At 63.2% G+C, this 23,203-nt stretch carries 23 protein-coding genes; 16 read left to right on the forward strand and 7 right to left on the reverse strand.

Annotation, left to right across the window (positions count from 1 at the left end; genetic code table 11):
- Positions 1 to 22 precede the first annotated feature (22 nt).
- The 7 genes from F623_RS0107120 to F623_RS0107150 all read left to right on the forward strand — a co-directional run bounded on the left by F623_RS0107120 (position 23) and on the right by F623_RS0107150 (position 7,643).
- Positions 23 to 1,333: a diguanylate cyclase gene (locus F623_RS0107120; RefSeq protein ID WP_018861506.1), complete on the forward strand. Its 1,311-nt coding sequence runs from the start codon at positions 23 to 25 to the stop codon at positions 1,331 to 1,333.
- Between the two features lie 82 nt (positions 1,334 to 1,415).
- On the forward strand, positions 1,416 to 1,964 hold the full coding sequence (locus F623_RS0107125; RefSeq protein WP_018861507.1) for a heme NO-binding domain-containing protein: 549 nt from the start codon (positions 1,416 to 1,418) through the stop codon (positions 1,962 to 1,964).
- Positions 1,957 to 3,837, forward strand: a complete 1,881-nt coding sequence (locus tag F623_RS0107130; RefSeq protein ID WP_018868688.1) for a bifunctional diguanylate cyclase/phosphodiesterase — start codon at positions 1,957 to 1,959, stop codon at positions 3,835 to 3,837. The genes F623_RS0107125 and F623_RS0107130 overlap by 8 nt, the downstream gene beginning before the upstream one ends.
- 285 nt (positions 3,838 to 4,122) lie before the next feature.
- Positions 4,123 to 4,908 carry a bifunctional 2-polyprenyl-6-hydroxyphenol methylase/3-demethylubiquinol 3-O-methyltransferase UbiG gene (locus F623_RS12865; RefSeq protein ID WP_051074681.1) on the forward strand — a complete coding sequence of 262 codons (786 nt, stop codon included), beginning with the start codon at positions 4,123 to 4,125 and terminating at the stop codon, positions 4,906 to 4,908.
- 53 nt (positions 4,909 to 4,961) lie between these two features.
- Positions 4,962 to 5,279 (forward strand): hypothetical protein, encoded by a 318-nt coding sequence (locus F623_RS0107140; protein ID WP_018861510.1) that lies wholly within the window; start codon positions 4,962 to 4,964, stop codon positions 5,277 to 5,279.
- Positions 5,280 to 5,335: 56 nt separating this feature from the next.
- Entirely contained in the window at positions 5,336 to 6,649 is a 1,314-nt protein-coding gene (locus F623_RS0107145) for a GspE/PulE family protein (protein ID WP_018861511.1), read from the forward strand.
- Complete coding sequence (locus F623_RS0107150) at positions 6,636 to 7,643, forward strand: MDR family oxidoreductase (protein ID WP_026278663.1); 1,008 nt, start codon at positions 6,636 to 6,638, stop codon at positions 7,641 to 7,643. Before F623_RS0107145 ends, F623_RS0107150 begins: the two co-directional genes overlap by 14 nt.
- Before the next feature lie 9 nt (positions 7,644 to 7,652).
- Here the strand turns inward: F623_RS0107150 and thiI are convergent, their stop codons facing one another.
- The gene (gene thiI / locus F623_RS0107155) at positions 7,653 to 9,137 is read right to left on the reverse strand and encodes a tRNA uracil 4-sulfurtransferase ThiI (RefSeq protein WP_018861513.1); all 1,485 of its coding nucleotides are present in this window, start codon (positions 9,135 to 9,137) and stop codon (positions 7,653 to 7,655) included.
- On the reverse strand, positions 9,130 to 10,068 hold the full coding sequence (locus F623_RS0107160; RefSeq protein WP_026279398.1) for a DUF523 and DUF1722 domain-containing protein: 939 nt from the start codon (positions 10,066 to 10,068) through the stop codon (positions 9,130 to 9,132). The genes thiI and F623_RS0107160 overlap by 8 nt, the downstream gene beginning before the upstream one ends.
- Positions 10,069 to 10,164: 96 nt before the next feature.
- Between F623_RS0107160 and F623_RS0107165 the strand changes: the two genes are divergently transcribed.
- From F623_RS0107165 to F623_RS0107185, 5 genes are all read left to right on the forward strand, one after another.
- Complete coding sequence (locus F623_RS0107165) at positions 10,165 to 11,154, forward strand: patatin-like phospholipase family protein (RefSeq protein WP_018861515.1); 990 nt, start codon at positions 10,165 to 10,167, stop codon at positions 11,152 to 11,154.
- Positions 11,151 to 12,131 (forward strand): pentapeptide repeat-containing protein, encoded by a 981-nt coding sequence (locus F623_RS0107170; protein WP_018868690.1) that lies wholly within the window; start codon positions 11,151 to 11,153, stop codon positions 12,129 to 12,131. Before F623_RS0107165 ends, F623_RS0107170 begins: the two co-directional genes overlap by 4 nt.
- 199 nt (positions 12,132 to 12,330) lie before the next feature.
- A complete protein-coding gene (locus F623_RS0107175; protein WP_018868691.1) occupies positions 12,331 to 12,747 on the forward strand; it encodes a hypothetical protein in 417 nt (138 codons plus the stop codon).
- A gap of 312 nt (positions 12,748 to 13,059) precedes the next feature.
- Positions 13,060 to 14,628 carry an EAL domain-containing protein gene (locus tag F623_RS0107180; RefSeq protein ID WP_018861518.1) on the forward strand — a complete coding sequence of 523 codons (1,569 nt, stop codon included), beginning with the start codon at positions 13,060 to 13,062 and terminating at the stop codon, positions 14,626 to 14,628.
- The gene (locus F623_RS0107185) at positions 14,625 to 15,344 is read left to right on the forward strand and encodes an OmpA family protein (RefSeq protein ID WP_018861519.1); all 720 of its coding nucleotides are present in this window, start codon (positions 14,625 to 14,627) and stop codon (positions 15,342 to 15,344) included. The genes F623_RS0107180 and F623_RS0107185 overlap by 4 nt, the downstream gene beginning before the upstream one ends.
- Before the next feature lies 1 nt (position 15,345).
- Here F623_RS0107185 and F623_RS0107190 read toward each other — a convergent pair whose 3' ends face one another.
- Entirely contained in the window at positions 15,346 to 15,996 is a 651-nt protein-coding gene (locus tag F623_RS0107190) for a GGDEF domain-containing protein (RefSeq protein WP_369772001.1), read from the reverse strand.
- Positions 15,997 to 16,669: 673 nt separating this feature from the next.
- On the opposite strand from F623_RS0107190, the gene F623_RS0107195 reads away from it, so the two are divergent.
- Both F623_RS0107195 and F623_RS0107200 read left to right on the forward strand, forming a co-directional pair.
- Complete coding sequence (locus tag F623_RS0107195) at positions 16,670 to 17,116, forward strand: PRC-barrel domain-containing protein (RefSeq protein ID WP_018861521.1); 447 nt, start codon at positions 16,670 to 16,672, stop codon at positions 17,114 to 17,116.
- Positions 17,117 to 17,367: 251 nt separating this feature from the next.
- Complete coding sequence (locus tag F623_RS0107200) at positions 17,368 to 18,108, forward strand: Crp/Fnr family transcriptional regulator (protein WP_018868692.1); 741 nt, start codon at positions 17,368 to 17,370, stop codon at positions 18,106 to 18,108.
- A 35-nt stretch (positions 18,109 to 18,143) separates the two neighbouring features.
- Here F623_RS0107200 and F623_RS0107205 read toward each other — a convergent pair whose 3' ends face one another.
- Complete coding sequence (locus tag F623_RS0107205) at positions 18,144 to 18,356, reverse strand: CsbD family protein (RefSeq protein ID WP_018861523.1); 213 nt, start codon at positions 18,354 to 18,356, stop codon at positions 18,144 to 18,146.
- 387 nt (positions 18,357 to 18,743) lie between these two features.
- Between F623_RS0107205 and F623_RS0107215 the strand changes: the two genes are divergently transcribed.
- Positions 18,744 to 19,292, forward strand: coding sequence for a hypothetical protein (locus F623_RS0107215; protein ID WP_018861525.1), 549 nt, complete (start codon positions 18,744 to 18,746; stop codon positions 19,290 to 19,292).
- Between the two features lie 333 nt (positions 19,293 to 19,625).
- On the opposite strand, the gene F623_RS0107220 is transcribed toward F623_RS0107215, so the two are convergent.
- Together F623_RS0107220 and F623_RS0107225 are read right to left on the reverse strand one after the other, a co-directional pair.
- Positions 19,626 to 21,161: an L-lactate permease gene (locus tag F623_RS0107220; protein ID WP_018868693.1), complete on the reverse strand. Its 1,536-nt coding sequence runs from the start codon at positions 21,159 to 21,161 to the stop codon at positions 19,626 to 19,628.
- An 88-nt stretch (positions 21,162 to 21,249) separates the two neighbouring features.
- Positions 21,250 to 21,861, reverse strand: coding sequence for a hypothetical protein (locus tag F623_RS0107225; protein ID WP_018861527.1), 612 nt, complete (start codon positions 21,859 to 21,861; stop codon positions 21,250 to 21,252).
- Between the two features lie 142 nt (positions 21,862 to 22,003).
- Between F623_RS0107225 and F623_RS0107230 the strand changes: the two genes are divergently transcribed.
- Positions 22,004 to 22,381 carry an MliC family protein gene (locus tag F623_RS0107230; protein WP_026278666.1) on the forward strand — a complete coding sequence of 126 codons (378 nt, stop codon included), beginning with the start codon at positions 22,004 to 22,006 and terminating at the stop codon, positions 22,379 to 22,381.
- Here the strand turns inward: F623_RS0107230 and F623_RS0107235 are convergent.
- Positions 22,323 to 23,003, reverse strand: coding sequence for a hypothetical protein (locus F623_RS0107235; RefSeq protein WP_018861529.1), 681 nt, complete (start codon positions 23,001 to 23,003; stop codon positions 22,323 to 22,325). The two genes, F623_RS0107230 and F623_RS0107235, sit on opposite strands and share 59 nt — an antisense overlap.
- Positions 23,004 to 23,203 lie beyond the last annotated feature (200 nt).

Here is a 23,203-nt window from a genome sequence, read left to right on the forward strand (position 1 = left end):
ATCGGCAGCCAGGGCCGGGATCATGAGGATCCTGGTGGTGGACCGTTCACGCGTGTTCCGCGCCCTGTGGAGCCGCATGGTGGGAGCCGCCGGACACGAAGCGAGCATGGCCGGCACCGGCGCCGAGGGCCTCGCACGCCTGGACATCTTTCGCGCGGAGCTGGCCTGTGTTTCGCTGAGCCTGCCCGACATGGATGGTCTGGAATTTTGCCGCGCGGCGCGCAAGAAGCGCTATGGCCGCGGGCTCCCGCTGATCATCCTTACGTCCAACCCCGACCTGCGGATTCGCGAACGCGCCTTCGCCGCGGGGGCCACGGACGTGCACGACCGAACCAACATCGGCGATCTGTTCCAGCAGGCCGAACGCTACGCACAACCGCTGGAGACGCTCCACAGCGGGCGGGTTCTGTATGTCGAGGACAGCCCCACTGCCGCACGCTACCTGAGCCGTGCACTGGAGCCCATGGGACTCGATATCGTGCACTACACCAATGCGTCCGAAGCCCTCGCGGCCTTCGACCCGTCTCACTTCGACCTGGTCCTGAGCGATGTTCTCGTGGAGGGCGAACTCAGTGGCATGGGCCTCGTAGGGTGTATCCGACAGCAATGCCCGGACATGACGGCGATGCCGATCGTTGCGATGTCGGGCCTGGATGATCAGCATCGACGGGCGGAATTATTTCGCTTGGGTGTCAACGACTTTATAACGAAACCCGTTCAACGAGATGAGCTACGTGCTCGTCTGAGCAACCTCTTGAACAACAAGCGCCTGATGGACGAGGTCCGCCTCCAGCGCCAGAAGCACTACGAGATGGCCATGGTGGATCCCCTGACCGGGCTCAGCAATCGCAATGCCCTGAGCGACTTCGCCAGCCGATTTTTCGACGAGCCCGGCAGCCAGGAACAACCGATTGCACTGATATTGATGGATCTCGACCGCTTCAAGGACATCAACGACCGCCACGGACATCTGGTTGGCGACGAGGTCCTCGCGGCCATTGGTGAACTTCTGCGCACGGTGGCCACTCCTGGCGAGGTCCCTATCCGTTTCGGTGGCGAAGAGCTGCTGATCCTGATGCCGGGCAGTGACCTGTTCGACGCGCATACGCGTGCCGAGGACCTGCGCCAGCGGATCCAGGAGCTGCATCCAGCCGGCCTCCCGCTGACCGCTTCGTTCGGCGTCACCAGCCGGGAGCCCGGAAGCAACGCCGGAATCAACGACCTGTTCCGCGCGGCCGACGAAGCGGTCTACAACGCCAAGGCCCGAGGACGAAACTGCGTGGTTTCACTCCCCAGCCGGCATGACAGCCCTGCAGTGGAGTACTACGGCTGATCGCGGTCACAGAATCCGCCCTGTTTTCTCAGGGTTCGATCCTTTAGGGTCACGAGTTAGAGATTCGAATGGGAACAATGGAATGAAAGGCATTGTGTTTAACGTCCTTGAAGATATCGTGACGGAACACTACGGCGAGGCTGGCTGGGACGACGTCCTGGGCAGGGCGGAAGTCAGCGGCGTCTATACCTCGCTCGGGAATTACGAAGATGACGAGATGATGCGACTTGTCAGCGCCGCCTGCGAGATCACGGGCCTCGATACCTCCGACTGTCTGCAATGGATCGGGCGCGAGATGCTTCCGCGCTTCGAACAGGCCTACCCGGGTGTATTCGATCCCTACCCCGATTCGATGGGGCTTCTCCAGGCCCTGAACGACGTGATCCACCCGGAGGTCGTGAAACTCTACCCGGGCGCTCAAGTCCCTGTGTTTGACTGTGAGCAAACTGGACCCCACGAGTTGTCGATGGACTACCGTTCCGAACGCGGACTTTGCTCACTGGCACACGGGCTTATGCTGGGCACTGGCGATCGCTACGGGCAAACCGTCCATGTCGATCACCCCGAGTGCCAGCATCGAGGCGACACCCGCTGCCATTTCCAGATCCATATCGAGCCGCGCGTTGGCTGACCCGCACCACCAAGAGGATGCAAGGGCTGCGACGGCACAACGTGATCGCCGCCTGCATCGCGAGCGGCAGGCTCGGCAGGAAGCCGAGCGGATCGCCGAAGACGCTACCCGGCGCCTGTATCGAGAACAGATCAAGCTCGCAACCATCCTGGAAGTCACGCGACTGGCCAATGCCAGCGACAGTCTGGAAGACACCACGGCTCAGGGGCTGCAGCAGCTCGCCGCCCACACCGTCTGGAAGCGCGGCCATGCCCTTTACCGCAACCCGGAGGGACACCTGCGGCGGATTGCCGAGCTGAACCTCCCCGCACAGGATGGTGCGATCGAACCTACACCCGCAGGTCGGGTACTACTGGACTCGGCCAGCGGCATCGAAAGCCAGCTTGGGCTCGCTGCCCAATCGCCCAACGACCCGGTTCGCTGCTGTATCTGCAGCATCTATGTCCATGGCCATTGCTATGGCCTGATCGAGGCCTTCGCCGACACCCCGGATATCGACCCGGACCTCAGCCGTGAGGTCATCGAGGGGATCGCCCAGGCACTCGGACATGTGTACAAGCGGGAGCACGACCGCAAAGTGATCGAGCACATGGCCTATTTTGATGGCCTCACCGGGCTGGGCAATCGCGCCCTGTTCTTCGACCGGCTCGACCTGGCGCTGCGGCGCGCCCGGCGGGCCGAGCAATGTGTGGCGGTTCTGGCTCTGAACATCGACCGTTTCCGCGACATCAATGACATGGTCGGCAAACAGGCGGGTGACCAATTCCTGGTAGCGCTGGCCAACAGCCTGCGCACCGTTATTCGCGACACCGACACTGCTGCGCGCATTGGTGGTGATGAGTTCGTTGTGGTGTTTGACGGGGTTGACTCCTCCATGGATGTCGAAGGGCTATGTCAGCGCGTGCTGAATGCCCTGTACCGGGACTATTCCGCACACGTCCCCGAAGGCTTCGACCCACACATGAGCGCGGGTGTGGCGGTATTCCCCGGCGACGCCCACGACGCGGAAGTGCTCACCCGCTGCGCGGAGATGGCCCTGCAACGCTCCAAGGGTGAAGGTGGGGCACGCCTTACGGTATACGATCCCGCTCTGGCGGAGCGCAGCGCGCGCCGTCCCGAATTGGAGCAGGAACTCCGCACCGCAGTGGCAAACGGCGAGCTGGTGCCCTGGTTTCAGCCCATCGTGGACCTGCCGAGCCAGCGCATTGTCGGCGCCGAGGCTCTGCTGCGCTGGCAGCGCCCCGGTGCACCCGGGCCTGATCAGTTTGTTCCTATACTGGAAGAACTCGGTTTGATGCTGGACGTTGGCGACCTGGTGTTGAATACCGCCTTGCAGCAGGCTGCCGACTGGCGCGCGTCCGGCCATGACTTCCAGCGCATCTCGGTGAACGTCTCGCCAGTCCAACTCAAACGCGACCACTTTCTAACGGTACTGGACCGTGCCCTGTCCGAAACCGCCTTGCCCGCCGACTGCGTCTGTCTTGAAATCACCGAAAACGTCTACCTCGCGGGAGACTCCAGCATCCGCGCCCGGATCGCCGCCGTTCGCGAGCGCGGAGTGCATATCGCGCTCGACGACTTCGGTACGGGATACTCGTCGCTGGGCTATCTCCAGTGGCTGCGACTCGACACGCTCAAAATCGACAAGAGCTTCGTGCAACCCCTTGGACAGGACCCTTACTACACGAATCTTGTGCGTTCCATCATTAGTCTGGCGCAAGCGCTGGACTTGCAGGTGACCGCCGAAGGCATCGAACACCCCGACGCGGCGGACATGCTGGCGGCCATGGGCTGCACCTATTGCCAAGGCTATTACTTTGGGCGGGCCATGCAGGCAGACGCACTCACCCCTCTACTGCCAAAATCCTGTTAGGGAACACTGATCAATCCACCAACCCCGAAGGGGCTCGGCCGCTCGTTCTTGATAACAACAAGCGCGGGAACAGCGTTGCGGCTCGCTTGCGCAGAATAACTGCACAGTGATCACTGCCTCTTTTTCGCACAAAAAAGCGACTCGTGCGCGCGCGGATACATTGATCAGTGCTTCCCTGGAAACCCGGGACCTCGTCACAGCTTTCCACATGCGTCCCCGGGTATCCGCCATGGGGTTGTATGGAATCCCTATACTTTCTGCACATTACTCGCTCCGGAAATCGGCTTGCCAGATCCCGCCTCACCGCATACGGCCGACCACGATCGGCTGCTCGACACCAATCGTCGTTTCTACAATGACTTGTGGAAAGACTCGCGCCTGGTGCCTCCCGATCAATTCAATACGTGGCCGCTCGTCTGCCGACTCAGCCGGGAAGGCTGCGAGCGGCTAGAAGTCGGGCCCGGAATGCGCCCACGACTGCCCATAACCGGCACTCACTTCGCCGACATCAGCGAACCCGCGCTGCGCACACTGCGAACCGAAGGGGGGCATACGGAGTCCGCAGTAATCGGCCACCTGCCCTACGAAGATGGTCGCTTCGACCTGATCTGCGCGCTCGACATCATCGAGCACGTCGAGGACGACGAACAGGCCATGCGTGAACTAACGCGTGTCGCCGCACCGGGCGCGCGCATCCTGCTCTCGACGCCGCTCCATCCACAGTACTGGACCCGTTTCGACGAGATCGTCGGTCACTATCGCCGCTACACGCCCAACAGCCTGTTCGCGTTGCTGGAACGCCACGGTCTTACCATCGACCAGAGCGGCGTCTTCGGCATGAAGCCCCGCTCGTCACTCCTTACCCGCCTCGGCATGTGGTTCCTGCTGCATCATCGGGACACGGCCATGCATTACTACAACCGTTATTTCATGCCGCTGGCCCTGAAACGGCAAAAGCCACTTCAGCTCTACCCGGGCATGATCCCGACCGAAGACGTGGGCGAGGTCTTCCTCGTCTGCCGCAAGGTCGCCTGCGCCGACGTTCGCCACCCGAGCGGGTTTCTTGAATGAACCCGCTCCCGCGGGTATTGTCGATGAAACAGGATCCTCACTAGGCTGCATCGATGTTCGATACGCGTCCGCTACATACGGCTCAACAACAGCATCCGTTTATCCTGTCGCTGCTTGTGCTCGCGACCGGCTTCGTGCTGACGATGCAGAACCCGCAGGCCCAGGACGCCGCGGCCGAGGTAATGTCCAGGGTCGAACTACCCACCCTCGCACAGGTCATGGAAATGCGCCCTCAAAGTCCTCCGCCCGGCGTCGAAGGGGACCAGTTGGCGAGCGAAGAACCCGAGGAAACCCAGGCCCTGATCATGCTGGACCGCGAAGCGCAGGTGACCCGCTCCGCGAGCGAGCTGCGCGAGCGCCCGCAACGGTAGCTCTTGCCGGTCCCGACCGGGATCGCGCCCTCCCCAATCCTTTCACTGGGGGCTGAATGCCGGAATCCCTCCGCCAAGCGCCCGGCGACGGGCGCGCACTCAAACCCTACCTGGTTCCAAGCCTGAGCGAGTACCTCGACGAGGACGAACACGCGGAAGGCCGTCTCGAGGCCCATGCCCTGATCGAGGACGCCGTCGCCGTCCGCGCCTCGGATATCCACCTCGACCCGGAACCCCACGGCTACCGCATTCGCCTGCGCATCGATGGCCTGATGGTGGATGCCACCACCCTCGAGCCAGGACTGGGCGAGCTTCTGGCCAATCAGCTGAAGACCCTCGCCGGTCTGGACCCAATGCCAACCCTGACCTCGGCAGAAGGCAGTCTTGCATGGCGCAACGAAGACACGGGGCATCTGGATCTTCGAGTCACTACGGTTCCCTGCGTCAGTGGCGACAAGCTGGCCGTCCGTATCCTGTCCGAGCCGGATGCCTTTCAGGATCTGGGCGACCTGGGGCTGCCGGGGGCGGAAGTCGAGGCGATCCGCCAATGGACACAAACCGCCGGCGGCGTGCTGCTGGTCACCGGCCCCACAGGCAGCGGCAAGACAACGACGCTCTATGCCCTGCTGCACGAGATTGGCCAGACGCCACAGCAGATCATCACGCTCGAGGACCCCGTCGAGTACGCCGTCCCCGGCGTGAATCAGATCCAGATCAACAGCGACCAGGGTCTGGACTTCGAACGCGGAACCCAGACGCTGCTCCGACTCGATCCGGACTATGTGCTGGTCGGCGAGGTCCGCGACGGTGGGTCCGCCCGCGGCGCCATGAATATCGCCAACAGCGGACGTTCCCTGATGGCCACCCTGCACAGCCGCGATGCAGTCGGTACGGTCGCCTCCTTGCGCAATATGGGCCTTGAAGACTTCGAGATCGCTCCAACCCTCGAGCTGGTGATCGCGCAGCGCCTCGTCCGACGCCTCTGCCCACATTGCCAGGAGCGCCGGCCGCCGAGCGACCGGGAACGACAGTGGCTCGGCATCGCTGGACGCGAGGCACCCGAATCGGTCTGGGCCGCGCACGGCTGCTCGGCCTGCAATAATCTGGGCTACCATGGCCGAATCGGCATCTTCGAGGTCTGGTACCTCGACGACGATGACGCCGCGGCTATCCTTGATCACCACGATGATCGGGGGCTCCGGCAACGCCTGTTCGACAAGGGCCAGCGCAGGCTCCTTGATGACGGCATGGACAAGGCCGAACGGGGCCTGACAACCTGCGACGAACTCTTTCGCGCGGGCTTGCTCTCCCCATACCGGAACCACACATCGCCAAACCGTCGGTTACAAATCCACCATGACCTCAACTGACACTTTCAACGCGCTTCTGCTCCAGAAAGGCGATCCGCGACCGAGCGCCGAGGTAGTCGCTCTGAACACCGTCGACCTCTCCGCAGGGGAAGTACTTGTCGCCGTTGAGCACTCTGGGCTGAACTACAAGGACGCCATGGTCATCAACGGTCTCGGTCGCCTGGTGCGGGAGTATCCCCACGTCCCGGGGATCGATTTGGCGGGCACCGTGAGCGAATCCCGCGATGCCCGCTACGGGCCAGGGGATCGCATTCTGTTGACCGGCTGGCATGTCGGCGAACGCCATTGGGGTGGCTACGCAGAGTACGCCAGTGTCAACGGCGACTGGCTCACACCTATCCCGGCCACCCTGGATGCCCGTGGCGCGATGATTGTGGGAACGGCCGGATTCACCGCCATGCTGGCGGTCGAGGCACTGGAACAGGGCGCGATCACGCCCGAGAGGGGCCCAATTCTGGTCACCGGTGCCTCCGGCGGTGTGGGCAACCTGGCGACCGCACTCCTTTCGGCCCTGGGCTATGCCGTCACGGCGGTTACCGGGCGGCCGGACAACGCCGGACACCTGGAGGCCCTGGGGGCCCGGTCGATCATGTCCCGAGCCGAGCTTGCCGCGCGGCCTTCCCGCCCGTTGCTGTCAGAACGCTGGGCGGGGGTGATCGACAGCGTGGGTGGCGACACCCTTGCCCACGCCCTCGCCGAGACACAGACGCGCGGCGTGGTGGCGTCCTGCGGACTCGCGGGCGGTACCGAACTAACGACCACGGTCATCCCGTTCCTGCTGCGTGGCATTCGGCTCCAGGGCATTGACTCTGTGCAATATCCGGCGAACGACCGCGAACGGGTCTGGCAGCGCATCGGCAACCTGCTGACAACGGAGGTACTGGAGCGCTGCCTGGCGGAAGAGGTTGGTCTGTCACAGCTCTCGCAGCGCGCGGATGCGCTGCTGGCCGGCCAGGTCCGCGGACGCGTCCTCGTCACTCCAAAAGACGGCTGACGAGCGCTCTCAGGCATCCGCCTCGGTCACGGGCTGCTGGCCCCACAGCCGGCGAAGCCTGGCCACATCACCCGCGAACGCCCGAGCATCGTAGCCTGCGGCGCGCATGCGTTCGGCCAGTATCGCGGACTGAGTACCGCGAAAGCAGTACAGCACATACGAACGGTCGCGCGGCAGATGCACAAAGCTCGTTGCGAACTCGTCCGCTGGATGATTGACCGCACCCGGAACATGCCAGTCCCGATAGAACTCCGGCGGCTGGCAATCAATGACCTCCGTTGCCTCCGGAATCCGGTCGACCAGCAGCGGGCTTGTGCGGTCCTGCTCCGGTCGCTCTGGCGCACCGAGGTCATGCACCCGTGCCTCGGAAACGGCACGCTTCAGGCAGTCGTCACTGAGCGCACGTTCCATACCCTCGATGTGTGCTCGCTTGCTGGTCACCATGGGCCGCTCGTTCGCAATCGCGCAGAACTCGGGGACCTTTTCGCACAACTCGAATGTGCCGATTGCGCGAGCGCGATTCATGATTTCCGTCTTGTCGAAGCCGATCAGTGGCCGCAACACCGGGAGATCCGCCACCGCATCGATCGTTTGCAGATTCGACAGCGTCTGGGAAGACACCTGACTAAGCGCCTCACCCGTGACCAGCGCCTCCGCGCCGCGCTCGTGGGCGATGGGAAGGGCCGCCCGATACATCAGCCGCTTCAGCACGATCTGCCAGGCATCGCCGGGGATTTGCGCTCGCAGGTCCTCGACCACCCCCGAAAAGTCTACACTGAACATCCTCGGACGAATGCCCGCGCCCCAGGCACTGACCAGGCGGCGACAGACCGCGAGCACCATCTCCTCGTGCACGGCCCCACCGAGATTGCAAAACACAAAATCGACAGCCGTCCCGCGGCGCATGATGTACCAGGCCGCCACCGCGGAATCGAACCCGCCCGAGATCAGGACCATGGCACGTCCCTGCACGCCCAGCGGCAATCCACCCCCACCCGGCTCGCGCTTCGAATAGATCCAGGCCTGGTCACGGTCCAGATCGATGCGGACGACGACCTCAGGGTGGTCGAGATCCACACGACCAGGTCCATCCAGCACCGCGCCCACTCGGCGCTCGACATCGCTGGCCGAGATGTTCTTGCGACCGTGGCGCTTGCAGCGTACCGCGTACCGGCGTCCGCGCACCGTTTCGGTAAATCGATCGGCCACGACCTCGCAAAGCCGATCGACCGACACTTCATGCAGAACTACATCTACCGGCGAAAAGGTACTGATCCCGAATGTCTTTCGAATAACTGACTGCGCCGCCTCCGGTTCCGGAGTATAGAGGACCAGACGGCCCTGATGGGTACGCAGATCATGCGGAATCCCGATCAGTGCACGTTTCAGGTTGCGCCTCAGGACGCGCGTGAAGTGCCTCCGGGTACTGGGGGACTTCAGGTGGATCTCCGGGGCCAGCCGGACAATGATCGGGATCGTGGCAACGTCAGTCATGAAGCTCTTCGGTCAGGAGTTCCTGGGGAAACGGGGTCAGAATGCTCTGCTCGCCCACCCACCGTATATCGAGTTCCCGAGCCATGGCACGAATCTGTGCGTACAGGTCTCGCACCAGGTGCTCGCCTTGCCGGCAGGCATCGATCGCCTCATGCAGCGCCGTCAGGCGGGATGGATCCAGGCGATCGCGAAAGTGCCCAGCCATATGCTGAAGCACGTTCACATGTTGGCCGACCGAAGCGGGCTTGGCCAGCACCCCCATAAACCGCCGCCTGTAACGCCTTGCCACGTCCTCCTGTGGCTGCGTAGCCGCTTGCGCGACAAAGCGCCCCAGTTGGTCATAGCCGGCACGATCATGGCTGAGCAGGAGCATCTTTTCCCGCGTATGAAAACGCACCAGATCCGCCGGGGTCCACGGCGTGGCAAATAGTGCGCGGACCCGCGCATGGGCAAACACGCGTTCGAGAAAAGCCTCGCGGGTGTTGTGCGCGGCCAGCGCATCTTCCTCGATCAGCGGTAGATCCGGCAGGGCCTCGACCAGCTCGCCAGCGAACAATCCCGCAGAGGGATTTGTCTCGTTGGCCACCTGCACCTGCAGCCCGCAACTGGGCGACCGTGCCTTGAGTACGTAGCCGTCGAGCCCGGCATTCGCGAGCGTCGTGACGCGCTGCTGGACAAACCAGTGCACAGGTTCCGAGCAGTCCGTTCCCGACGCGTTTCCACGCAGCGCGAGAACGCCGTTTTCGCGAACCAGATGCATAGGCTCACGCGGGATCCCAAGCACCGCCTCCGGACAAACCGGAACCCAGGCCACATGGCCAGCCAGCCGTTCAACCAGAAAGGCTTCTCGCCGATGCCCCCCGTCGTAGCGCACGGGCTCACCCAGCAGACACTGCGAAACGCCGAGAGTGGGGGTTGGTTGCGCGTTCATCGGCCATGCGGGTGATGGGCTGGAGATTCAGGGTAGCAAGCCCTGGCGTGGAAAACCGACCGCTATACTGCGGACAGTACCTGCCGGAGCATCCGCGTGGCCGTGATCAAATCCCTCCTGCACCGAATCCAGTGGGCCCGCTCAGGGGCGAGCCTGCTGATGGCCGTGCTGGTGGCATTGCTCGCAATGCCCGCCACCGCGGACGATTCCGAGCCTGCCGCCGATGGCGGCCCCACCATCGGCCTGGCTCTGGGCTCCGGAGGTGCGGGCGGTCTGGCGCATATCGCGATACTGCAGGCCTTCGACGACCTCGGCCTGCAACCGGACCACGTTGCGGGTACCAGTATCGGCGCAGTTATTGGAGGTCTGTATGCCGCCGGCCTCAGCGCCGAGGAGATCCTCGACATCTTTGACGACTTTGCCGGCTCGGAGATGGATGCCCTGTCGCGTCTGGCACGGTCGGAGCTCGAGCTGTTCGAATTGATTCCCCTGCGCCTCGGACGCAACGCCCTGCTGGACGCCGATACCTTTCTGCGCTTTCTCGCTGCGCACACCCCCATCCGCACCTTCGACGACCTGCGCATCCCGTTGACCGTGGTGGCGACCGACTACTGGACCAGCCAGACCGTCACCCTCCAGGACGGCGAGCTCTTTCCGGCCATTGCGGCGAGCATGGCGGTACCCGGCCTGTTCGAACCCGTACCATCGGATGACGGCCGCCTGCTAATCGACGGCGGGGCCTCCAACCCGTTGCCCTACGACCTGCTCCGGGACAAGGTCGACATCGTCATCGCGGTGGATGTGTCCGGCGCCTGGAACAGCGCCGAGCAACCGCTGCCCGGGCTGACCGACCTCCTGTTCAAGACCTTCAGCATCATGCAGAAGTCACTGATCCGCGAGATGATCCGACGTGAACAACCGGATCTTTATCTCGCGCCCGATACCGGCGGTGCGCAACTGCTCCATTTCAACCGTATCCATCTGATCCTGGATGCAGCCCAACCCAGCGCGGCAGAACTGCGCCAGCACCTGAGGGACTGGCAGCCAGGCGATTCACGCTCGGATGATCGGGGACCCGACCGGTGACACCGTCCCCTTCCGATACACCGGGCACGGCCAACGAGGCTACGCGCAATCCCGCATCACCCGGCTCGGGACGCTACGAACAGTGGTTCCTGCGCCGTCCGGAAGGTGTCTGTGGACCGTATCCCGCGCGCCAGATCGGACGCTTCCTGATCCTCGGGCGCCTGACCGTGCAGGACGAGATCAGCCAGGACCGGCAATTCTGGGTGCAGATTGCAGAACGCCCCCACCTGATCCCCGAAGAAGTCCGTATGGCCGATGCCCCAGGAGGAAAAGAGCGGCTGGAACGGGCCCGGCTGCGCGAGGACGAGCGCCTGCGGGAACGACGATCTCGTGCCTCCGAACCCATTTTCCGCGAGCAGCGCCGGGGCGATCGTCGCTGCCCCGAAAACCTGGAAACCCAGAGCCATCGCCAACTATGGGCCGATCTGCTCGATCGGACGCCCTTTCCATGGCAGAGATGGATCCGGGGCCCTCGCCCCTGGATCGTTTCTGGGCTGGCGCTGGGTCTGGCTGCGGGGCTTCTGGTGTGGTTCGCCCTTCAACAGGAGGCCACGCCGGCACGGGATTGTGCGGCTCCGCCCGGCCCCTCGGTGAACTGGAACTACTGCAACAAGGCTGGCGCGCCACTGCGCGGCGCCGACCTGACCCGTGCCAGCCTCTATGACACTCGCCTGAGCGCGGCCCGTCTGGAGCGCGCGCAAATGACCGAGGCCGATTTGCGCTACGCAAGCCTCGATCGGGCTCGCCTGGAGGGGGCCGATCTGTCCCGTGCCCTGCTAACTGGAGCGGATCTGCGCGGTGCCCGCCTGCAGGGCGCAAGACTCGAGGGTGCGGACCTGCGTCACGCCGACCTCAGCGGGGCCGATCTGGCGGGAGCGCAGCTCAGTGGCGTCCAGCTGGGCCGCGCGATATGGACCGACGGGCGCGTCTGCCGCGCGGGCTCCACCGGTCATTGCGAATCCAGCACTGACGACTGAGTGCGCTCCATTAGAGTGATGGAGATTCGATTCCTCCACCTCCTCATGTGAGTGTCGTCCCACCTTGCCCCACCTCCCCTTTCGCCCACCCGGATCTGAAAGCTAAAACCTGACATACGCAGACCGACACGAGCCGATGGCGGGTCGGTCGCGAGGCACGGAAGTACCGTTCCTAAATTCGAAACAGGAGGTTGTACTGATGTATAGCTATCGCAAGACTGCAATTGCCTTTGCCCTCGCCTCGATGTTCGCACTGGGTGGCCTCGCCACCGCACAGGCGCAAAACCTGGGGCCGGCTGCCGAAGGTGCCGCCGAGACCGGTGCCGAAGCCAGCGGTGGAGCCGCCGGCGGCTCCGAAATGGGCGGCGAAGCCAGCGGCGGGACCGCCGGCGGTGCAGCGGCCGAAGGCCAGGCCCCGGGTGCCGAGGGTGGTGCCGGCGCGAGCGGCGATGCCGGCGCCAGCGGTGATGTCCGTCAGGACGGCGATGCCCGTGGCGGCGTTGGTGCCGATGCAGGTGCCGGGGCCGAAGCTGGCGGCGAAGCCGAAGGCGACGACGGTGGCGGCGCAGAAGCCGGTGCCGAAGGTGGTGCCGAGGGCTCCGTAGAAGTGGAGTAATCACCTCCCGGCCGGGCGGCCATTGCCGCCCGGTTCGGCTTCTCCGACTGCGGATCGATCCCCATTTCCGCAGCGACACCCCACCAGTAGGGTTCCGCCTCGCAGGAGCAGCAATCACAAGCAGCCGATATCCCGTCGTGTTGGCTCAGGGATTGCCCCGAGGTTGTTTGGTCAACGGTTCTTGTGTCCATCATCGGTCTCCCGAAATACGGGCCTGCCACCACGTTCCACGTAATTCCCGCAAGGGTGCAATAACCCCGTGCTACACTCCTGAAATCCCGGCTATTCGAGCTCCTCGGAGGGCGGCACGCCATGGCCTCACGGCGCGACAAAGTGCTGTTTGCCGTTTTCGGTGTTACGGTTCTGGGGCTGTTGATCCCGCTCCTCCTCCTCGGCTGGTACCTATGGCAAGGGTCCGTGGTCGCGGAAGAACAGCGCCTGGATGAGCTGTCACAGCGCCTGGGCGAGCAGACCGAGCGTGCCATCATCGACACACGCGATCTGCTGGACAAACTCAACACGATCGAAGCGACACCCTGCTCCACGGAGCACCTGAACAAGCTCCAGAATGCCGCAATGTCACGGCCCTACATCCGTGCCGTCGGGTACTGGCGCGCTGTGGAGCGCGAGTGTGGCGCCGGCTTTGTACAGGGCGATGCATTGACCCCACCCCAGGCCAGTCGCATTTATGACAGCGGAGTCGTGGCCTGGTGGCCCGGGCCCTCCACCAAAGTGGGCGGGGTAGAGCTGTTCCTGATGCGATACGGCCAATACGACGTCGCGATCGACCCACGCCTGCTGCTGACCCCGGGCTTGCTGGAGGATCAGAAAGTCGGACTTTGGGTCGAATCCATGCCCATGGTTGCGCACCCCTCCGGGGCAGTCCTCCCGAACTACCACGCCTTTGAACCCGGCCTGACCGTGGATCGCGCTGAGCAGCGAGTCGTGAGCCGAACGTCATTGGGAACACTCTTCCCAATCGATATCATCGCCGTGCAGCCGATGGCCCAGTTCTGGCAGCGGTATCTGCCGACACTAGCCGGAGTCGGTTCTCTGGGACTGACACTGGTGGGCTTGTGGCTTTTTCTGATCCTGCGGTACTTCCGCCACCAGCTCAGCCTGGCCTCGGAACTTCGCGAGGCCATCGCCCACGACCAGCTGCAGGTGGTGTTTCAACCCATTGTCGATCTGGAGACTGGCGCTTGTCAGGGCGCCGAAGCCCTTGCCCGCTGGCGCCGCGAGAACCATGAAACCATTGGTCCGGATGTGTTCGTATCACTGGCGGAGGAAACCGAGCAGGGAACGGATCTCACACTCGCTATCCTGCGCTGCGTTCTCCGCGAACTGGGGCCCCAGCTTCGCGACCGCCCGGATTGCCCGGTCAACCTGAACATCACCGGGCAGGACCTGGCCTCCACCCGCTTCAGCGAGGCGCTTGAGCGCGAACTGGAGAACGCCAGGGTCCCCGCCTGCGCCATCAAGCTGGAGATCACGGAACGGTCCCTGCTTAATACGGACGACGTACGCCAGCGGATCAAGGCACTGCGCACTCGCGGCCATCGCATCGCCATTGACGACTTTGGCACCGGGTACTCCAGCCTCTCGTATCTAGAAAGCTTCGAACTGGATACACTCAAGATCGACAAGACCTTCGCCGATGCGATCGGCCATGAAGCGGTGACCAGCAACATCATTAGTCATATCATCGTAATGGCCCGCTCGCTCAAGCTGAATATCGTCGCGGAGGGCATCGAGTCCGGTCATCAGGTCGAGTGGCTGCGCCAGCAGGGTGTCGGATTTGGACAGGGGTATCGTTTCAGCCGACCCCTCACGGCGGATGCATTTCGCAATTGGTGCCAGCAATCCGGGGAATCGAAGTGAGCGAGAACCTCCACCGCAACATCCTCGCCACCATGGCTGTGGTGCTGCTGACCGGCTGCGGCTTGATGCCGGCCCGCGAAACCGGTACGACGGCCAGCGAGCCCGCGGCCGAACCGCTCCCTGAACGAGCGGCGGAAGCGCACAATGGCAGCACCGGGGACAATTCGGACGGATACAGCCGTAACGTGGTCTACCTTGCATCCGACGATCAGGCCATTGTGGAACGCCGCCAGAAACTGCTCGACGACGGTCATGAGTCCGTGGCCCTGGACCGCGTCGGTTTCTACATGGATGTCCTGACCGCCCGCTTGCGCCAGGAACTGGCGGGTCGGGATGTCGACCTTGACCGCGCGGACCGCGCCATCACCCTGACGTTTCCGGGCAGCCAGGCCTTCGAGACCAACAGTGCGGAGATCCACCCGGACATGGCTCCGATCCTCGGTATTCTGGGGCGGGTACTGGACGAGTACGACGCCAGTCTAATCACGATCGCCGGACATACGGATTCCACCGGCGCACGCGAATTCAATCAGCACCTGTCGGAGCAACGAGCCCTCTCGGTCGGGCGTCACCTGCACGACCAGGGTGTGGCGGAAACTCGCATCATTGCCATCGGCTACGGCCCGGATCGCCCAATTGCCGACAACGATACGTTACAGGGGCAGGCCCTGAACCGGCGGGTGGAACTGCGCATCGAGCCGCTTGCCGCCACCTGATTCAGGGCACGGCTTCAGGGGGCTCTCCGGGACGATAGGTCTCCACACGATTTCGACCGCGGGATTTCGCTCGGTATAGGGCCACATCGGCCTTGCGAACAAGGTCTTCCAGGGAATCCCCGCTTTCTCGCGACACAACGCCGAGACTAATCGACATCGGCTGACCGTGCATGCCAGGCCTAGCCTCAACGGCCTGTCGCAGCTTCTCCGCCAGCAATACCGCCCGGTCCAGATCCGCGTGTGGCGCCAGAACCAGGAACTCCTCGCCACCCCAGCGGCATAGCAGGTCCGACTCCCGAAGGCTGCCCCTGATGCGTTCGCACATCTCGCGCAGGGTGGCATCGCCCGTCGCGTGCCCGTAGCGATCGTTGACGTTCTTGAAATAGTCCAGATCCAGAAAAATGAGTGACAGCGGCAGGTCGTAACGCTCGGCACGTGCGATCTCGTGGCTCGCCTCACTCTCGAACTTCAAACGATTCCAGACGCCGGTCAACGGATCCGTATTGGCCAGCCGCACGAGCTCGTCCTGCTGTTTTCGCAGCACCGCCTCCACTTCCTGGCGCAGGGTGGCCTCGTGGCGCAAGCGACGGTTCAGACGCATGTAGTGAGCCAGAAGCAGGCTGACCAGCAGCAACGTACCCACCGCGATCATCGCAATGCGGTACCACCACTTGTCGTCCGGATCACCGCTCCCCTTGTAGACCACGCCTTGAGGCCGGTTCCAAGCCTTCTTGTTCGATCCGCCGAGCCCCATGTTCTTGGTACCGGACTGGCGGCGGGATACCCCGGTCGCCTCGTCGGGTGGAAGCCAATCCGCAAGCGCTCGTTCTTTCCGCTCTGGTGATCCAGAACCCCGTCGGATCATCTGCGCGTCCTGCACGAGGCAATGCTGGTTTAGAGACGCTGCGTCCTGTGGATCCGGTGCCGCGAAGTCAGGCCCCGAAGATAACAGCAACAACAGCGCACCCAGACCCAGCCGAGGCCATTGGCTGCGAAGGCCACTGATCTGGACAAGCGTCATCGGCGCCCCTTGGATCGCCGGGCAATAGAGTGCCGGTCTTTATCCTGAGACTAGCACTGCATTCCGAAAAAAATGTGTACAGAGCGCAGCAGTATAGAAAAGGCTCGCGACACACGAACCCCGGCGATCTCCGCGCCGATACACAAGGATCCTCGCACCGTGTTTGTGGTTCAGCGTACAGACGCCTGTTGTCGCCCCTCCCAGTATCAGCGATACGCCTGAATCGTGGGGCCTGCATGCCCTTGCGGTCGGCGTGACATCAAAACCCCCGGCCTGAGGCCGGATACTTCTGAGGAGTCAAGCCATGAACCGATTCACATCACTGAAACTTGCCACTGCGATGATTCCCGTGCTCGCCTTTGGCATCGGCAACGCGATGGCGGCCGAGCACGAGATGGACACCAATGACGGCAATGCGATGGAGGAACAGGCTGCCAACGATCGCAACGATGCGCCCCATATCGACCGGATGCCCGCGCAGGGACTGCATGCCTCCGACCTGATGGACAAGAAGGTTCATAGTCGAGACAGCGATGAAGAAATCGGCGAGATCAACGACCTGGTCATCGACCAGGACGGCCGGATCGTCGCCGTTGTGATCGGTACGGGAGGCGTCCTCGGCATGGGAGAGAAGGACGTGGCCATCGCCTGGGACCGTATCGATCGGTCGACCGAGAACGACGAGGTCAAGCTCTACATTGACATGGATGAAGACACGCTCAAGGAGGCGCCCGAGTACGAGCGCGACTAGACAGGACCCTGCGTCCAGTCCCGAGGGGGCTTTCTCCCTCGGGATTAGTTTTCACACTGCATCGGGCCCGCCGGTCGCCACGATCGGGCGCGGCTGAGCCAATCGGCTTAACAGCAAAATAGTGCCCGCGTCTGGAAGATTTCAGTCGCCACCCCGGGGGTTCGGCATTGCTCGAGCGGCTATGCTGAAGTCATTCATTATCCGAATCTTTCGGACTTTCCACTTCCCCCGGAAAACAAACGGACCTGCCGGTGCCCCTACCCCGACCGATCGGGCTATCGCCCCTCGACAATGGACTGCTCGCGGCCCTGCCCGACAGCGAATACGACTACCTGCGCCCTCATCTGAAGTCGGCGCTGTTGCCGCAAGGGGCCAGCCTGTACGAATCCGCCGAGGAAACCCATTACGTCTACTTCCCCACCGAGGCCATTGTCGCTCTCATGTGCGTGATGGAAGACGGCAAGTGTGGCGAGATCGCGGTGGCAGGCCGTGAGGGACTGGTCGGAATTTCGCTGCTGATGGGCGGCTATACGACTCCTACCCGGGCCACAGTGCGCATGCCAGGCCATGCCTACCGCATTCGCAGCACCATCGTAAAAGAGGTCTTTTCGCAAGGGGGCGAACTGCAGCGCCTGATGCTGCACTACACACAGGCGCTGTTTACACAAATGGCGCAGACCTCCGCCTGTAACCGCCACCATTCGGTGGAGCGGCAGCTCTGCCGATGGCTGTTGCTAAGTGATGACCGGGCCCCGCGTCGAGAGCTCACCATGACTCATGAACTCATCGCGAACATGCTGGGTGTTCGGCGCGAAGGCGTCACCGAGGCCGCGGGCAGACTGCAAAAGGCCGGCCTGATCACCTACCACCGCGGGCGTCTCATCATCTTGGATCGCCCGGGACTTGAGGCACGCAGCTGCGAGTGCTATCGGGTGATTGCCCGCGAGTACAGCCGTCTCCTCGATGAGCCCGCTACCACGCAGCATTATTGAAGGAGGCGCGCCCGGCGCTGGCGCTCCCTGGCTGTTCAGTGCTTCTCCCGATCCAGCTTCTTTTCGAACTCCTTGATCTGTTGTTCCGCCTCATCTTTTGTGACGCCGTACCGTTCCTGAATATGCCCTGCCAGTTCTTCGCGCTTACCTGCCACCGTTTCAAGCTCGTCGTCAGTCAGCTTTCCCCAACGTGCCTTGACCTTGCCCTTGAACTGCTTCCAGTTACCTTTGACGATATCCCAGTTCATGCTTGGTTCTCCCATAGTGGTGATCGGCGGCATTGCCGACCTTATTTCGAGTATAGGCAGGCCCTCCGGACGTGGTCTGTGCGCCCACGCACAGACACTCGCCCCCTCCCGATGTAGCTTCCGGATCTCCATTCCCGGAATCAGGCCTTATCTCATGCTGAACAACATCATCTGGATCGTGGGCTTCATTGTGATTGTGCTGGTCATACTGAGCTTCTTCGGTTTGCGGTAAACAATAGGCACGTTCTGTGTACGCCACCGTACAGAACCGCCCTCTCCCGCACGTGCAATCTGGCCTCAGGGGTTGGGGTCGGCATCGCCGGCACCAACCCTGGAACATGACCCCGATCCGTCCTGGACCGGGGTCCTACAACGAGGCCCTGCATCATGAAAAAACTACTGGCGCTGACACTTTGTCTGGCCGGAGCCCTTCCCCTGGCCGCACAGGCACAGCAAGGGTCCGCAGCCAATTTCGGTCCTTCCCAGGGCGACCGCGAATTCTCGCTGTCCGGCACCGGCAGCAGTGACCGCAAGTTCGACAATACGAGCTTCGGCATCTCCGGCGAGATGGGATGGTATCTGCGCGATCACTTCATTCTGGGGATTCGCCAGAGCGTCAACTACGCCAACATCGAAGGCGAGAGGCTGCGCGATGACTTCTGGAACGGATCAACCCGCGGATACGCCAACCTGCAAACGCGGGACGGCCGGCTGCGCCCGTTCGGTGGGGGCAGCCTGGGCGTGATCTATGGCGATGGCGTTCGTGACAGCGGCTTTGCCGGTCTGGAGGGTGGACTGAAGTACTACGTTCTGGAAAACACCTACGTACTGGGCCGGGTGGAGTATCAGTGGTTCTTCCGGCGTTCGAGCGACGCGGAAGAGGCCTTCCGCGATGGCGCCTTTGCCTACACCGTGGGGCTTGGCTACAACTTCTAGGGAGACGCTGATGTAATCGCACGTCCGCGTTGGTGCCCCCTGTTTTCCGAGACAAGGCGCGTCGTGCAGCGGGTAGTGGTTCTACCCGCAAGCGGCGCAACGCAGGATCGGGGAACAGGGGGCACCAACCCCACAAGCCATTGAAAGCAGGGGATCGGCCGCCCGTTGTTGATCAAAAACGGGCGCGGGAACGGCGTTGCGGTTCCCTTGTGCAGAATGACTGCACGGCAGTCACCGCGCCTTGTTCGCACGCAAAAGCGACTCGAGCGCGGACGTGCGATTACATCAGCGTCTCCCTAGCCACAATCCGGCGAATGATGCTCGGGGCCGGGTCTACCAGACGAACGCCAACAGGCCGGCCCCGAGACACACCACAACGACCGGGACAATCGTCTCCCGCACCACCTGTCCTTCACGTGCCTTCAGTCCGCAGGCCGCAGCCGCCATGGCGATGTTGTGCAACGAGATCATGTTGCCCACCCCGGCCCCGATCAACTGCAGGGCGAGGATCGAAGGCAACGACAACGCGACTACCTGCGCCGTATCGGCCTGAAGACGCGCAAAGAGAAGGTTGGAGACCGTCGCGCTACCGGTCATGAACGACCCCAGCGCTCCCAGGAATCCACTGAAGAGCACAAACGTACCGCCCAGCCACTCGGCCAGCCCTTGCCCCAGCACCTGCGGCATCGAGGGCAGGTCCGCCCCGTTGAGCTCCGACATCAGCAGGATCTGAGTCAGTCCGATGATGAACATCAATACGATCGCGGCCGCCCGCAGCTTGCGCCCGGTGGACACCACGGCCTCCCCCAGTGTGACCCGCCCGACGCGAAACAGGATCAGGGCGGTCACCAGCGCCAGGGCAAAATAGAAATACGGCGTGTACAAAGGCGCCAGGCTCTGCCCCAGCTCCACCCCCCGAAACTCGCCCAGCGACCAGCGAACGGATTGCAGTGCCTCTCGCAAGGGCATCACCGTGCGCGAGGCGATCAGGGCCACCGACATTACGGCGAATGGCACAAAAGCAGCGAGCACGCGTTTGACCGGGGCGGACTCGGACTCGGTACGGCGTTGTCCTTCCGGCAGCAGAAACCCTTTGTGCGCGGCCAGCGCGATGACGACCATCGCCACAACGCCGCCCACGATCGAGGGCAGTTCCGGCCCGATCAACCACGCCACCAGTACGTACGGGATACCGAATGCAAGAGCGGAGAACACCGCAAACGGGACGAATTCGCGAAAGCGCCCCTTCTCCTCCCCCAGGGTGGCGACCCAGATCATGAAGGTCGTGATGAACACTGCCAGCACCGCCAGAATGACCGCCGTGCGCACGACTGCTTCCTGCACGACCGCGTCATCCAGACCCAGCCCTGCGAAGCCGATCACGACCGGGGTACCGGCCGCGCCAAACGGCACGGCCGTACTGTTCCCGATCAGGGCAATCGCCACCGCCTTGAGGGGCTTCATCCCAAAATAGACGAGTAGCGGCGCCGCCAGCACGGCCGGGGTCCCGAACCCGGCAATCCCCTCGACGAAGCCGACCAGGCCCCATCCCAGAAGCATCGCCAGCACCCGCTGGTCGCGCGACACGCTTGCGATGACCGACTGGATCGCATCCATGTGACCCGTAGCGATCATCACGTTCAGCACGAGCAGCGCCACCGCCACGATCAGCATGACCTCGATGAACACCACACCGGCATCCAGCAGGCTCGCGCCGAGTACCTCGCCCGGCATCTGCCAGACCCACAAGGCAATAATCAACGTCGCCAGATAGGCCAGTGGGGCCGCCTCGTAGGCCGGCCGCCGCAATGGCACCAGCCAGACAAAGAGAACCACAAACGGCACCAGGGCTACCCAGAAAAGCATCATGTTCGCCCAATTCCCCAGCCGGATCTCGCGGAAGAGTGTGAACTGATGGGGTCCGACGCGTGAAGCGTCAGATCATGCCCACCCACCCTCAACGGGCATCCTCAACGACGCGGCCGAAGCGCTTCGCGCCCCACCACAGGACACGATGGCTCACCCACCAGACCAGTGCGCAGGCGGCCATCAGAACGCCGAGCCATACCAGCGGGTGCACGACGTCCTGGGGACGAGCCCAGGGGCCCAGCGCCCAGTTGACGTTCGCCTCGGGGGTCGACAGCAGGTACGACAACACCAATACGCCCCAGCCAACCACGATCCACAACCGCCCCGCCAGCGGGTCATATCCCAGGCGCCAGACCATCCACAACAGTACGAACGGCAGTGGCAAGTGGTACAGCGAAAGCAGCCGCAGATAAAGCGGATAGTCCGGCTCGAACATGTAGGCCACGAAGTCAAAGGGCGGGTTGCCCAACAGCACAAGACCCAGCAGGAAGTCGATTACCCAGCCCATCTCCAGCAGCACCACCCCCACGGCCAGCATGCTGGCCAGCCGCCGACTCTCGAACCAGGCCGCGACACACCCGGCAATCAGCGCAAAGTTGGACAGCCAGAGGAAATTGAGCCACCCGTAGTGGACCGCGTAGACCGGCACCAGGACGCAGACAAACAGCAGGTAAGCGATCAGAAACCACCGAGGAAACAAAACGCAATCACCTGTCGTGTGGGGAAACCCTGATTGTACGCATATTGGCGTCGCGAACCCGGAACCCGAGTGTTTGCTTCGCGCGGAGCATCCACCTGTGCGTATGATGGAAAGCGACGTCGAACCGCGGGAGAACCGGCGCGTGCGAACCTGGATTGTCATTGGCGCGACACTGGCATTGACCGCCTGCGGCACCCTGCCCCCAACCGCCGAACAGGCACGTGATGTGCCCTACACCTGTGACCGCGGTCCCAACCTGACGGCGACGTTCAGCGGCAGCGAGGCCGCGTTGCGTTTTGGGCGCTCCAGGGCCGTGCTGCAGGCGACCGAAGTCGCCTCCGGGGCACGCTATGCCAACCCCGACGAGCAGATCGTCTTCTGGACCAAGGGAGAGGCCGCCATGCTGGAGTTTCACGGCATCTACTGGACCTGCCAGGTGCACCAGCCCAATGCCGGTACCGCTACTCCGGCGCCACCGGCACCACGGCACTGGAGTGCCTCGGCTCGTGCTCCTGAATGAATGCCTCGAGGTGCCCGAGGACCTCCCCGGCGCTCGAAAAACCGCCTTCATTACACTCGACCGAGCCATCCAGGTAGGGCCGCATACCCTCGCTGATAGTGGGCGTATACCCGACCCCGGTGCTCGCCAGCAATTCCGTGTCCAGACGCCCATCAGCACGAATACGCTGAATCTGAAGCACCGCGATCTCCTCGGACGTCACGCGGTCCTCGCGCACCAGGAGCATCTCGCCGTTGTCGCATTCGATCACCTGTCGGGCCCCCTCGCGGGCAGTCTGCGCCATCTGGTGTTCGTAGCTCAGCGCTTCGGGATCCTGCATCATCACGCGAGCTCCCTCGAAGGCCAGCGCCACCAGCAACAACAACCCCGCCACTCCGAATAGCGCCGCAGCCAGACGCCGTGACCACCCCAGCGCCAGCACGATGACACCGCCCAACAGCAACACAGGCGTTAACCATTCAAAGGCCCGCGCCAGTGCCACGGGCATAAAATCGATTCCACCGCCGAGACCCAGCAAGACCGTCACATAAAGCCAGACGATCCCCAGGCCGACCCCAAGCAGGATCGCGAGCAGCGTCCGCCAGAAGGGTGAATGTCGGCGACCGGGTTGTGTATCCGCCATGGCCCTCTCCCAATGCAGTCCAATCGACGCAGCCTAAGGAAACACGGGCCAATGTGCACGTTTGCGCCGCGCCCCCGCGGATGGACCAGCGCTTGCCTGGATTCAAGTTCGTTCAACACAGGCCGTTAACCTGCTGTAGCCGGGAGAGTTCGGCTGCGGAATCCGGCCCGTTGCCGGATCGCCCTTGCGGCGAGCGAGAC

The organism is Thioalkalivibrio sp. ALD1 (assembly GCF_000381245.1).
Classification (GTDB): domain Bacteria; phylum Pseudomonadota; class Gammaproteobacteria; order Ectothiorhodospirales; family Ectothiorhodospiraceae; genus Thioalkalivibrio.

Bases quoted from the DNA above. Each gene is read 5' to 3' on its own strand.
- F623_RS0107190 (WP_369772001.1), bottom strand. From the start codon at position 15,996: ATGATCGCGGTGGGTACGTTGCTGCTGGTCAGCCTGCTTCTGGCTCAC.
- thiI (WP_018861513.1), bottom strand. From the start codon at position 9,137: ATGACTGACGTTGCCACGATCCCGATCATTGTCCGGCTGGCCCCGGAG.
- F623_RS0107145 (WP_018861511.1), top strand. From the start codon at position 5,336: ATGCCGGAATCCCTCCGCCAAGCGCCCGGCGACGGGCGCGCACTCAAA.
- F623_RS0107220 (WP_018868693.1), bottom strand. From the start codon at position 21,161: ATGATGCTTTTCTGGGTAGCCCTGGTGCCGTTTGTGGTTCTCTTTGTC.
- F623_RS0107180 (WP_018861518.1), top strand. From the start codon at position 13,060: ATGGCCTCACGGCGCGACAAAGTGCTGTTTGCCGTTTTCGGTGTTACG.
- F623_RS0107195 (WP_018861521.1), top strand. From the start codon at position 16,670: ATGAACCGATTCACATCACTGAAACTTGCCACTGCGATGATTCCCGTG.
- F623_RS0107235 (WP_018861529.1), bottom strand. From the start codon at position 23,003: ATGGCGGATACACAACCCGGTCGCCGACATTCACCCTTCTGGCGGACG.
- F623_RS0107150 (WP_026278663.1), top strand. From the start codon at position 6,636: ATGACCTCAACTGACACTTTCAACGCGCTTCTGCTCCAGAAAGGCGAT.
- F623_RS0107140 (WP_018861510.1), top strand. From the start codon at position 4,962: ATGTTCGATACGCGTCCGCTACATACGGCTCAACAACAGCATCCGTTT.
- F623_RS0107205 (WP_018861523.1), bottom strand. From the start codon at position 18,356: ATGAACTGGGATATCGTCAAAGGTAACTGGAAGCAGTTCAAGGGCAAG.
- F623_RS0107120 (WP_018861506.1), top strand. From the start codon at position 23: ATGAGGATCCTGGTGGTGGACCGTTCACGCGTGTTCCGCGCCCTGTGG.
- F623_RS0107215 (WP_018861525.1), top strand. From the start codon at position 18,744: ATGAAAAAACTACTGGCGCTGACACTTTGTCTGGCCGGAGCCCTTCCC.
- F623_RS0107125 (WP_018861507.1), top strand. From the start codon at position 1,416: ATGAAAGGCATTGTGTTTAACGTCCTTGAAGATATCGTGACGGAACAC.
- F623_RS0107175 (WP_018868691.1), top strand. From the start codon at position 12,331: ATGTATAGCTATCGCAAGACTGCAATTGCCTTTGCCCTCGCCTCGATG.
- F623_RS0107160 (WP_026279398.1), bottom strand. From the start codon at position 10,068: ATGAACGCGCAACCAACCCCCACTCTCGGCGTTTCGCAGTGTCTGCTG.